An 11,634-nucleotide genomic window follows, 5' to 3' on the forward strand; every position below is an offset into this window, starting at 1 on the left:
GCGACCACCAGGTCGCGCAGTTTCGAGACGGCGAAATCAAGCGCCGCGTATCTCAAAGGATGCGCGGCGTTTTCGATTCTACCAGCGGCGCTTCAGCGAAGCCGTGATGTTGCGGCCCTGGCCCATGTAGCAATAGCCGCTGTTGCACACCGTCGCGCGGTCATCGGCGATGTTGCGGACGGCGAAGGCGGCGCTGACACCTTCATACTTCTTGTCGATGGCGCCGAAATCATAGGACGCCGAGGCATCGAAATAGACCGCGGCATCATTCTTGGTGGTATTGGTGGTGTCGGTATAGGTGGCGCTGAGCAACCGCACGCCGGCTCCGACCGAAAGCCCCGGAACCGCACTGCCCTCGCCGAACTTGTAGTTGGCCCAGAGGCTCGCGACATGCTCGGGCGTGACGGCCGGAACCTTGCCGATCTCCGTCGAGTCGGGATCACCGCCCGTGATCTCGGCATGGTTGTAGTTATAGGCCGCGATGACATCCAGGCCGTCCATGATGGCCGCGCGCGCCTCCAGCTCAAAACCATTGCTGGTGACTTCGCCCAGCGCCCGGTAGGTGCCCAGGTTGGCGTCGACGACGACCGGCTTGTTCTTCTCGACGAGATGATAGGCGACCGCCGACAGCAGGATGTCGGTTCCCGGCGGCTGGTATTTGATCCCCAGTTCGAATTGCTCGCCCTTCGTCGGCTGGAGAATGCCGGGGCCGTCCGCTGAACGGTTCGTGACCGGCTCGAACGAGGTCGCATAACTCGCGAAGGGTGCGACGCCATTGTCGAACAGATAGAGCGCGCCGGCCTGCATGCTGAAGGCGTTCTTGTTGACCACTTCGGAATCGCCGGTTGCGTAGTCGCGTGTCTGCTCGACCCATGTCTGGCGCCCGCCAAGCGTGAAGCGCCATCTGTCCAGCTCGACCTGATCCAGCGCATAGACGCCGGTCTGGCGCAGATCCGCATCGGAAGCCGAGAACGCGGTGCCCGGCGTCGGCCCGGACACACCGTAGGTTGGATTGGCGACATCGAAATCGTAGGCGGGATCGGCCGCATCGAACCCGTAACCGAAGGACGAGGTCAGGTTCGTATAGTCGAGGCCGAGTAGCACCGTATGGGCGAGTGCTCCTGTGTCGAACTTGGCTTCGACCTGGTTGTCGGCCTGGAACACGTTCATTTCGTCACGGATCGAAGTCGCATAACGATGCGCGACCGTGCCTGTCCAACTGGAGATCGCGAGATAGCGCGACCTCAGGTCGAGGTGGGAGTAGCGAAGGTTCTGGCGGAACGTGATGCCGCTGCCGAAATCGTGCTCGAACTTGTAGCCGACCTGCTGCTGCCGGATCTTCTGATAGTCATAGTCCGGATCGCTCTCGCGTAAGGCATGGACCTTTCCAGACGGGTCGGTGATCGCGCCGACATTAGAATCGGTCTCGTCGGCCTGCACCAGCCCGTAGATGGTGAAGGATGTCGCCGCATCGGGGTTCCAGGTCAGCGACGGCTGCAGCAAATAGCGGTCGTCGGCGATGTCGAAATTGGTGTCGCCGTTTCGCGCCAGGCCGACGATCCGGTAGAGGAAGTCGTCGCTGCCTTCCGTGACAGGGTCGCCGAAATCGAAGGCGGCCTGCGCCCTGTCCTTCGTGCCATAAAGCAGTTCGACTTCCCGGATCCTGTCCTCGGTGGGCAGCTTGGGCACCTTGTTGACGATGCCGGCCGGCGTCCCCGCCCCGTAAAGCACCGACACCGGTCCCTTGATGACCTCGACGCGTTCCAGCGAATACGGGTCGGTGCGAAACGTGCCGTAATTGATGTAGGGCTGGCGCAGGCCGTCCTTGTAATCGCCGAGCGTCGTGGCGTCGTAGCCGCGGATATAGATCTGGTCGAAGCGCGGATCGAAGCCATAGGCGCCGGTGCTGACGCCCGCCGAATAGCGCACCGCTTCGATGATGTCCTGCGCGCCGCGCTCCTCGATCTCCTTGCGCGTCACCACCGAGACGGAGCGCGGCGTTTCGATGAGCGGCATATCCGTCTTGGTCGCACCGGAGCTGCGCTTGGCGGCCACCGTCTTGTCGTCATCCCGGGAAGCGACCCGGCCGCCCTTGCCGCTGACCGTGATCGGCTCGAGCACTGCCGTGCCGTCGCCTGCCTCGGCGCCTGCTTGCTGGGCGGCTGCATGACCGGCGGCAAGCAGCGCCGACAGGCACGTCGTGGCGACAAGCCCGCCGTGATACCAGGCCCGGTCGCGAGAACCCCCCTTAAATCCCTGATGAAACGCCACTTTGATATGCCTCATTCCACTGTTCGCAGCAGGCGGTCACTTCCGCCGCCCGCATTCGAATTGTTGTCTGAAATACTCAAGTTAAAATGTTGACTATTGGAGTCATGTTTCCCAGTCAACCGTCGCCGCTACAAATCGGCAGATGAATTCGTCGCCAGTTTCCCAGGCGTGGGGCCTGCCGGCGATCGACGGCTTTCGGGTCGCCGTTTGTGTTCGATAGTGGCATGTTGGGGCGACGAACCATCGCCATGCGAGGCAATCCAATGCTCGTCCTACCCAAGGGCGTCCGCCATATGCCGGCCTATCTGCCGCGCGCCGCCCAGGAGGCGCTGGTCGAGGATGTGAGAAGCATCGTCCAGCAGGCTCCGCTGTTCGTGCCGGCGATGCCGCGCACCGGCAAGGAGATGAGCGTGCGGATGACCAATTGCGGCCCGCTTGGCTGGGTCACCGACAAGGAACGAGGCTATCGCTACCAGCCGACGCATCCGGTGACCGGGATGCCGTGGCCACCTATTCCGGACCGTCTGCTCGACCTGTGGCGACAGGTCTCCGGTTATCGGCATCCGCCGGAAGCCTGCCTGGTCAATTTCTACACGGCCGAAGCGAAGATGGGCCTGCACCAGGACCGCGACGAGGTGGATTTCTCGGCGCCGGTCGTCTCCGTTTCGCTGGGCGACGATTGCCTGTTCAGGGTCGGCCAGACGACGCGTGACGGCGGCACCAAATCCTTCAAGTTGAAGAGCGGCGATGTTGTCGTGCTCGGCGGCGAGGGCCGTCTCGCCTTCCACGGCGTCGACCGCATCTACCCGTCGACCTCGGCACTGCTGAAAAACGGTGGGCGGATCAATTTGACATTGCGGCGGGTGACCAAGCCGGACGAGGGTGCCGCATGAGCCATACTGGAGGAGGCTTCTGCCGCCGGGCATCCTCGTCACCATGGAGCCAGGTGACGGCGCGGCGTTTTTGTCAGCGCAGCGGCGAAAATGTCGCCGAGATCAGTTGGAACGGCAGCGCGCCATAGGTGGCGACGGTCTCCGCATCGTCCCACCGGCGGAATTGCCGGGAGGGTCGCGCCTCCAGCGTCATGGCCTGCCGTTCGCCGTCAAGCGTCACCTTGCCGCGAAAACGCAGAACCCTTTCTCCACCGGATCGGCTGATGGCCATGGCGCGCAGGCGCGCGACATGGTCGTCATCGGCATTGATCTCCATCTCGATGCGGCGCCGGACCGGTGGCACACTGATCCTGACGGTGATGTCCAGCATCATGTCCCCCGCCGTTCGCGGACAGGGTATGGCCTGGGAGAACGCCGGTGGCGACGATGCATTCAGCGGTTCGGGGCGGGCCGGCTTGCTCCGCCAGGCCTTGGCGGGCGGTTCCTGCCGCAGCCGGCCGCTCTTGCGCCGAAGCCGCAATTGCTTGGCAAGGCCGCGCGACAGCCAGACCAGCCTGCCGAAATCGGTTCGTGGCTTGGCCTGCAGCACGCCGGACCAGCGCGAGGGGCCGGCGCTGTCGGCCATCTCCAGCACATGGGCCAGCACCCTGTCCGGCGCCGCCACGCCAATTTCAAGCGCGAGGTAGGAGAGCGCCACCGCCGCGGCAACGGCAAGGCCGCGCCTGGCCACGACATCGAGGAACACGTCCCAGTCGACATCGCCGCCGCGAATGGCCACGGTGCAATCGACCAGCCAGTCGCTGTGCGTGTGGGCGTCGAGCCCGCCATGCGCGATGGCAAGCGCGATCCGGTCGGCGGGCGACGGTACCAGCACGCCGACGCCGCTGAAAATGGCGGTATCCGCCCGCCGCCAGATGGCGAGGTCGTCTTCATCGCTCTGCTGCGAACCGTCATAGGCAAGCTGGTGCAGGTCGATGTCGCCAAAATTGCCCTTGAAGAAGTTCATCGAGCGCAGCGAGGCCAGTCTTGTCCTCAGATATTGCGGGCTGACGCCGGTGGCGATCTGCCACTCGCGGTCGCGCAGCACATCGAAGGCCGTTTGCATGTCCTGCGGCCGCACCAGTATGTCGATGTCGTGCGCCACCCGGCCGCGCTGCGCCGCCGCGTCGAGGGCAATTCGGCTGGCGCCCTTGATGAGCATCACCATGCATCCGGCATCCGCCATCGCCTTCAGTGCCGGTTCGGCTTCGCGCATCGCCATCCGCGACTTGGTCCACAGCATCTTCTGCAGGCCCACGAGCCGTGGGAAGGCGGCATGGCCAGCCAATTTCCTGCCGAATCGGTCCGAAATGGCGGCCAGCAGCCGGTGTTCGCGGAAGGAGACGAGATCGATGTCGTTCGCGGCCAACCAGTGCATCGCGCATTGGCTTGCCGCTTCCTCGTCATCGAGCAGTGCCGCCTTGAGCAACTGGTCGAGACCCCCGGTCGGCCAGGACCAGCCATAGTCGGGAAACCGGCGGGTGATGCGGCGGACAGCCTTGGCCATCAGCCGCCACCCGCTCTGCCTTGCGCGCGCCTTTTCATGGCCAGCCTTGCGACTTCGAGATAGCCGCGATCGCGCGCCGGGTCGCGTCCATAGGAGAGGCTGCCGGGCCTGATGCGGCGCAAGGCCAGCACGTCGTCGAGCATGGCAAGGACAAAGCCTGCCTCGCGAACCCGGGCGATCCAGTCGATCATCTCGCCGCGGCCGCCTTGTGGGTCGACAATGGGGCCGACGGCCGTCACCACCTCCTGGCGGATCACCATCGTCGTGCGCGACCAGCCTGCCACGCTGGCCGTCTCGGGCAAATCGGGCCTGTCGCCGCGAAATGTCCGCCAGTGCGCAAAGACGCCCGCTGTTCCGGGATCACGGTCGAGGCAGGCCAGCTGTTTTTCGATCTTGTCCGGCAGCCACAGATCGTCGGCGTCGAGCGTCGCGACGAATGGGGTCGAGAGCGCGTCAAAACCCCTGGTGGTGGCGCTTCCGGGGCCTGCATTCTCTTGCCGCAGCACCGTCACCGGCAGGTTCATCGCCTCGATCACGGCAACCGTATCGTCGGTCGAACCGTCATCGACCACGATGATGGCTTCCGCCTTGTTCGTCTGGGTCAGAACGGAGTTCAGGGCCGCGCCGATGGTTGCGGCCGCGTTGAAAGCCGGAATGACGACGCCGTAGCCCGCCATTACAGGAACCGCCACTGCGCGAGATCCTTGAAGTCGAAGATACCCTCGAGCCGGCGCAAGCTCGGGTCGGCCTTGCGGCGCTTCATCGACTTGTGAATGGCGCGCACGAACTCGCGAAAGGGCACATCGGCTTCCTTGGTCATGTTGCCGGGATGACGCCTGTAATAGAGAGCTATCGTATCGGGCATGATGTATTTTGCCTGGCTCTCGAAGATGCGCAACAGATAGTCAGTGTCCTCCGCCTGCTTGAAGTCCTCGTCGAAGCCGCCGGTGCGCTCGATGAGGTCACGTGCAAAGATCCCGGCTGACAGGTGGATCCCCCGCACGGTGATGGCGTGGCTGTCGGCGGCCGGCTCCAGCGTCTCGTCATCGATCTTGTCGACCAGCGTCATGCGCGAATAGGTCAGGTCGAGGCCAGGGTCCTCTTCGAAGCAGGCGATATCCGCGAAGCGCCCTTTCGGGGAGATGTCGTCGGAATCGAGAAACGACACCAGGCGCGTCTGCGGCAGCAATTGTTTCAGCCCGGCATTGCGTGCCTTGGTGACCCCGCCATTGGCCTGCTGGAAAAGACGAATGCATGGGGCCTGGTCGATCAACGACCGCACGACGGCTGCCGAGCCGTCGGTCGACCCGTCGTCGATGACGATAATGTCGAGATCGACATTTTCGCGTTGCCTGAGTAGCGAGCGCAGCGCGAGGCCAACGAACTGTTCGCGATTGTAGACCGGCATGATCACGCTCAGCTTCATATGTCGCTCCGGATCAGAAGTGTGGTCATGGACACCTGATCTGCTGCGGCTGAATGCCTGGTGAAGATTGATTTCGCCATTCGACATATCACATGAATCGCCAGTCGGCGTAGTCGTCCCCTTGCCTGAGCAGCGATCGTAAGGCGGAAACGAACATGGCGCACGCGATTGCGGACAACCTTGGCGACAGGCAATCTCACGCGCTGCTCCGCATGATGAAATCCGAAATCGTGCCGGCGATTTCCTGTGGGCGCGTCCCCAGCGAGAGCTGGTAGCATGGCAGCCGCCGGGTGAGGTCGCTGAAAAAGCGAAAGCCGCTCTCGCGCTCGCCAGGCATTTGCGAGATGCCGGACGGCGCCAGTGCAATCATTGCGTCCTTGCGCGACACGGGCATGATCGAGCTTGCCTCGCCCCCGCTGATATGAGGCACCATCAACGCGACGATGTCCAGCCGCGCGGGTATTGGCCGTGCCGCGATGTCATCGATGCGGAACTGGTGCTTGCCTTGCCAGTTGAGCGGACCATAGGATTTCAGCCGATGTTTCAAGCCCAGCCGCTCGAAACCCGCGGGATCCTGTTTGAGCGTGGCAAACAACGGGTGCGCGGTCGGCCCGCCGGCAAGGTCGATCAGCACATAGTCGTCACCGACGCTGTCGAGCCCGTTGAGCAGGCCGGCGACAACCGTTCCCGATTTGCCGGCGCCGCCTGCTCCGGCGAGGAGAATGCCCTTGCCGCCGACACCCAGCGTGCCCGCATGGGCCAGCCGCATGCCGCGCGCCGCATATTCCCAATGCAGGAAGGGGCGGAGCGGCGCCCCCGGCTCCCAAGGCGGGAACCTGTCATCGGCCGTCATCAGTTGCACGCCCAGACGGCGATCAGGGTCGTAGAACTGCCAGAAATCCAGGTCGTGGAAATGGTTGCCGCGCAGTCCGGCTTCCGCCAGCCGGCTGGCGAAGGCATGCTCCGTGAAGGGTCCTTGGCCCCAACTGGCCGGCGCTGCGATGCCGTCCATGCCGGGATGTGCGACGAAGATACGGCAGGTGTCGGCAGCCGCTCGGGTGCCCGGAGCCGCGACAAAGCCATGAACGACGGCATCCGCCAACGCGCCGGCGCTCAGATGCGCGGTCAGCTCCAGATGCGGCAGGCCCACCGTGCGCGTCAGCGGATAATGCGCAGCGCTGCTCTCGGCCTGCGCCAGTACATGACGTGCGTAGTACGCCAGGTTCTCGAGAGTGACTTTCGGCATGGTTTGCCTGTTCCGACGCCGTCCAGCGACGAGAGTGCCTGATGCGCGTGCTCAGGGGGCCTGCTTCACCGCGGGCCAACCGAGGGGTTCCTCGACCTCGTGGATGGGGTCAACGACGATGAGATCGGCAAGGTCGTCATGGATATCGACCTTGAGGGGCTCGCTGGCACCCGCAAGCTGAGCCAGCAATTCGCTGGGAACCGGTCTTGCCGCGGCATCGGTCACGGCCGCCAGCAAGCCGAATTCGAGCAATTGTGAAACAAAGCCGTCAATCTCGGCGGCACCCAGCGCGCCGGCTGCCGTCGCGGCGCCGACCAGTTCGGAGGCAGGCACGCCGGACGACAGCGCATCCCAAAGCCTGCTGCCTGAATCCGAGAAGCCGAAATATTTGCCCGTCGTCAGGTCGAGAACGACGGCTTCGCCGTCGAAGGATTCAAAGACGATGTCCTTGCTCGCTATGGCATAGATGCCGGATTGTCGCATGTTTGCTCCCCGCCGAAGCAGGCCGCGCAGATGATCGTCGGCCCTCACGGTCAACCCTACCGTTGTAGAGGCGTCTAACCATTTGCAGGGTTTTTGGCAAGATGGCCCGCAGGCCCGGCGAGCGCAGCCGCAGGCCTTGCCTGCCGGTTACCCCTCGATTTCCAGTGCCGACAGCGGCTTGGAGCAACAGGCTAGGATGAAGCCGTCGTCGATCTCATGATCGAGGATGCCGCCATTGTGGCTCATCTCGACATCGCCGGAGACCTTCTTCACCTTGCAGGTTCCGCACAGGCCGAATTCGCAGGCGGCGGGAATCCGCACGCCCGAAGCGCGCGCCGTCTGCAGCACCGTCTGGCCGGCGACGCATTCGGCGTCGACCTCCGAAAGCGAGAAGCGGATTGGCGTTGCCGCTTCGACCGGAACAACCGTGCCGCCTTCCGCGGGCGCCGCGAACGGCGCCGGGACCTCCTCCACGGCAGGGGCTGCAAAGCTCTCCTGATGGTATTGCGTCATGTCGAAGCCGGCGGCTTCAAGCATGCCGCGCACGGCGCGCATGAAGGGATCGGGGCCGCAGCAGAAGATTTCGCGCTCGCGGAAATCCGGCGCCAGCAATGGCAGCCGGATCGCGTCGATGCGGCCCATATGGCCGTACCAGCCCTCGCGGCTCGACCGCTCCTCGATCATGAAGCCGAGCGACAGGCCGGGCATATGGCCGCCGAGCAGTTCGAGCTCCTTGCGGAAGATGATCTCTTCCGCGCGCCGCGCGCAATTGACGAAGCCGACATCGGTCCAGGGCGCGCAGTCGTTCAGCCAGCGCAGCATCGACATCATCGGTGTCACGCCCGAACCGGCCGAGATGAACAGATATTTGGCCGCCGGATGGCTGTGCAGCGAGAAATCGCCTGCCGGCCCGTAGGCCTTGACGTGCGAGCCGGGCACCAGATGGTCGAACATCCAGCGCGTGCCAATGCTGCCGGCCTGCGCCTTTATCGTCACCGCGATCGAGAATGGCCGCGACGGTGACGACGACAGTGTGTAGGTGCGCATCAGCGGCCCGTCCGAAGTCGGCAGCTCCAGCGTCACGAACTGGCCCGGCTTGTAGCGGAACCAGGTCTGGTTGTCGGACCGGAAGGTGAAGGTCTTCACGTCGGGCGCCTCGTCGCTGACGCCGATCACTTCCAGCACCTGGAGCCGGTCGTTCCACGGCGCCATCTGGTCGAGATGGCGATAGAGGCCAAGATCGGTCATCGCATTCATCCTCTGGTCCTTCTTGCCCTGCTCATGTCGCGTTGGGCGACATGAGCTCACGCGACGCTGCGCAGCGCCGGCTTGCCGTCTTCGGCAAGGCGCGGACCGATGAAGCGGGCGTACCAGTCGACGAACTGGATGACGCCTCCCTCGTGCAACTCCGAATAAGGGCCGGGCTCATAGGCTGGTGACAGGATGCCGAAGGCGTTCTCTTCGACGATGCGGCGGTCCTGGTCGTTGGTCTCGGTCCACACATGGGTGAGTTCGGCGAGATCGTAGTCGACGCCCTCGACCGCATCCTTGTGGACCAGCCATTTGGTCGTCACGGCGGTTTCCGTGGCGCTGATCGGCAGCACGCGGAAGGTCACGGCATGGTCGATGAGGATATGGTTCCATGTCGTCGGGTAGTGATAGTGCATCAAGGTGCCGATGCGGTCGGCCGAGACGCTGTCGGAGAGGTTCTTCCTCACCGCCCGCTTGCCGTTCATCGTGTAGCTGACGGCATCGCGCAGCAGCGGCGCGCGGGTGGCGCGATACTGTCCGGCCGGATCGATGCGGAACTTGCTCGGCAGGCCGGCCGCCTCGCATTTCGCCCAGTGCGCCAGCATCTCCGGATCGCTGTCGGCGCCCTGCACGCCGGTCACGGTCGGTGCTTCCGGGAATGTCTTGCACAATTCCGGGTGATTGCCCGCGCAATGATAGCACTCGCGGTTGTTTTCCCAGACGAGCTTCCAGTTGCCCTTCTCGATGATCGTGCTCTCGAGGGCGATCTTCGCCTCGCCGAGCCGGTGCGGCTTGAGGTAGGGTTCGATCATCGCCCGCATCGGCGCGAAGTCGGCCGGCTCCTTCGCCAGGCAGATGAAGATATAGCCGGCGACGCTTTCGCAGGCGACCGGCTTCAGCCCGAACTGGCTCTTGTCGAAACCCTCGGCCATCTGACGGGCGAACAGCAGGCGGCCATCCAGCTCATAGGTCCACTGGTGGTAGGGGCAGACCAGTTTGGCGGCCATGCCCTTGTCGGTATTGCAGACGCGGCTGCCGCGATGGCGGCAGGAATTGTGGAAGGCGTTGATCTTGCCCTGCTGATCGCGCACCAGCACGACCGGATAGTCGCCGATCTGCGCGGTGATGAAGCTGCCTGGCTTGGGCAACTCGCAATCATGGCCGATGAACAGCCAGTCGCGATACCAGATCAGCTCCATGTCGAGCTTGAAGTAGTCCGGATCGGTGTAAAAGGGCTGTTCCAGCGAAAAGCCCTGTCTGCGGCTGTTCAAGAGCCTCAGCATGTCGTTGCGAACATCCATGTCCTGTCCTCATACCCAAGGACTGAACTGGTGGTGATGGAGGAAGGATCGGACGCAGGCCGGCGACAACCGGGCATGCATCATCCGCCCCTTGACCGCCCACCGCGATCAGTCGAGTTCTAGCAATCTCGGGCTGGTTTCCGGGCTCTGGAGTCGTCCTTGCGGACCATCGCGACACCTTCCCAGGCTTTCGCCCAGTGGTCTCCCGTTGCGACTTGAACTCCACCACCGTTGCGGGGGCAGCGCCGGATTCTGACCGGCTTCCCAATTCTCCACTCCGTCGTCACGAAGCGGCACCTGAGATGGCGTGATCTAATCACGGCACGCATCGCGGCGTCGGCATGAAAACGACATCGCATCCATGCGGCGCGACACGCATGCAAGTCGTCTGGACAAGGATCGCGACTTTGAAACCGGCTCGTCGCCAGCACGCCAACGTTGTTTTTCGATCCTTGGCCGGAGCCAAAAAAGGTTAACAGTTTCGAAAAGTGACTATTAGCGGAGTCTAAAATCGAACCGAACGGTTCGTTTCTGTTGACGGTGCGTGCAGGATGTTGTGAACGCTGGGCTCCGACACAGTTGGTGATGGCTCCCTTGGTCTTATCTAATCGATTGATATCAAAAAGAAAAAAATTGATGTGGAAGCCGGTGGTACAATTTCAAGTGGTGGATTCATGGTCCACGCGGAACAACTTCGTGATTGGAAACGACCATCTGGCTTTCCCACATCGGGGCTGTCCGAACGACGCGATTTCATCCCAAGACACGCCGCTAGACGGACGGAAAAATACTGGAGTACCCAAAATGAAAAAGATCATTCTCACTGCCGCCGCCCTTCTGGCCATTTCCGGCAGCGCCTTCGCTGGTAGCGACCATTATAGTTCGGACCATTACGGTTCGAATGCGACCCCTGCAGCCACTGCCGTCGACAGCTCGTACACCGCTTCGGTCAAGAAGTCGGAACCGGCTGCTCAGACGCCTGTCCAGGGTGCCGACCACAACCTCTTCGGTAACCACTAACGGCTGATCGCCAGTTGACGGCGGCTTGCCCGCCGTCCTGGCGAACTCAAAAATTCATCAAAATTCAGGAGACTTGAAATGAAGAAGATCATCCTTGCTGCCGCCGCCGTCCTGGCCGTTTCCGGCGGCGCTTTCGCCGGCAGCGACAACTATGGCTCCAATGGCGCCAACCAGCCTGCCGTGACTTCGACCGACAA

Annotated in this window: 10 protein-coding genes, 1 pseudogene and 1 riboswitch; of the genes and pseudogenes, 3 read left to right on the forward strand and 8 right to left on the reverse strand. The window is 63.2% G+C overall.

Going from position 1 to position 11,634, the window contains the following annotated elements:
• Nucleotides 1-78: 78 nt before the first annotated feature.
• Nucleotides 79-2,286, reverse strand: a complete 2,208-nt coding sequence (locus LB568_RS29995; RefSeq protein ID WP_224732037.1) for a TonB-dependent siderophore receptor — start codon at nt 2,284-2,286, stop codon at nt 79-81.
• Between the two features lie 248 nt (nt 2,287-2,534).
• Between LB568_RS29995 and LB568_RS30000 the strand changes: the two genes are divergently transcribed.
• On the forward strand, nt 2,535-3,164 hold the full coding sequence (locus LB568_RS30000; protein WP_224732038.1) for an alpha-ketoglutarate-dependent dioxygenase AlkB family protein: 630 nt from the start codon (nt 2,535-2,537) through the stop codon (nt 3,162-3,164).
• A 73-nt stretch (nt 3,165-3,237) separates the two neighbouring features.
• Here the strand turns inward: LB568_RS30000 and LB568_RS30005 are convergent, their stop codons facing one another.
• From LB568_RS30005 to LB568_RS30035, 7 genes are all read right to left on the reverse strand, one after another.
• The gene (locus LB568_RS30005; RefSeq protein WP_224732039.1) at nt 3,238-4,710 is read right to left on the reverse strand and encodes a nucleotidyltransferase family protein; all 1,473 of its coding nucleotides are present in this window, start codon (nt 4,708-4,710) and stop codon (nt 3,238-3,240) included.
• Nucleotides 4,710-5,402, reverse strand: coding sequence for a glycosyltransferase family 2 protein (locus tag LB568_RS30010; RefSeq protein ID WP_224732040.1), 693 nt, complete (start codon nt 5,400-5,402; stop codon nt 4,710-4,712). The genes LB568_RS30005 and LB568_RS30010 overlap by 1 nt, the downstream gene beginning before the upstream one ends.
• A complete protein-coding gene (locus LB568_RS30015; RefSeq protein WP_224732041.1) occupies nt 5,387-6,136 on the reverse strand; it encodes a glycosyltransferase family 2 protein in 750 nt (249 codons plus the stop codon). Before LB568_RS30015 ends, LB568_RS30010 begins: the two co-directional genes overlap by 16 nt.
• A gap of 196 nt (nt 6,137-6,332) precedes the next feature.
• Nucleotides 6,333-7,382, reverse strand: coding sequence for a serine kinase (locus tag LB568_RS30020; RefSeq protein WP_224732042.1), 1,050 nt, complete (start codon nt 7,380-7,382; stop codon nt 6,333-6,335).
• 51 nt (nt 7,383-7,433) lie between these two features.
• The gene (locus LB568_RS30025) at nt 7,434-7,865 is read right to left on the reverse strand and encodes a PqqD family peptide modification chaperone (RefSeq protein WP_140573978.1); all 432 of its coding nucleotides are present in this window, start codon (nt 7,863-7,865) and stop codon (nt 7,434-7,436) included.
• Nucleotides 7,866-8,012: 147 nt separating this feature from the next.
• Nucleotides 8,013-9,113: a hybrid-cluster NAD(P)-dependent oxidoreductase gene (locus LB568_RS30030; RefSeq protein ID WP_224732043.1), complete on the reverse strand. Its 1,101-nt coding sequence runs from the start codon at nt 9,111-9,113 to the stop codon at nt 8,013-8,015.
• Between the two features lie 56 nt (nt 9,114-9,169).
• Entirely contained in the window at nt 9,170-10,417 is a 1,248-nt protein-coding gene (locus LB568_RS30035) for an aromatic ring-hydroxylating oxygenase subunit alpha (protein WP_224732044.1), read from the reverse strand.
• 113 nt (nt 10,418-10,530) lie between these two features.
• A riboswitch (cobalamin riboswitch) is annotated at nt 10,531-10,733 on the reverse strand.
• 488 nt (nt 10,734-11,221) lie between these two features.
• On the opposite strand from LB568_RS30035, the gene LB568_RS30040 reads away from it, so the two are divergent.
• Both LB568_RS30040 and LB568_RS30045 read left to right on the forward strand, forming a co-directional pair.
• Entirely contained in the window at nt 11,222-11,437 is a 216-nt protein-coding gene (locus LB568_RS30040; RefSeq protein ID WP_013891623.1) for a DUF680 domain-containing protein, read from the forward strand.
• A 78-nt stretch (nt 11,438-11,515) separates the two neighbouring features.
• Nucleotides 11,516-11,634, forward strand: a pseudogene (locus LB568_RS30045) (DUF680 domain-containing protein); the annotation flags it as partial.

Source organism: Mesorhizobium sp. B263B2A (assembly GCF_020165775.1).
GTDB lineage: Bacteria > Pseudomonadota > Alphaproteobacteria > Rhizobiales > Rhizobiaceae > Mesorhizobium > Mesorhizobium opportunistum.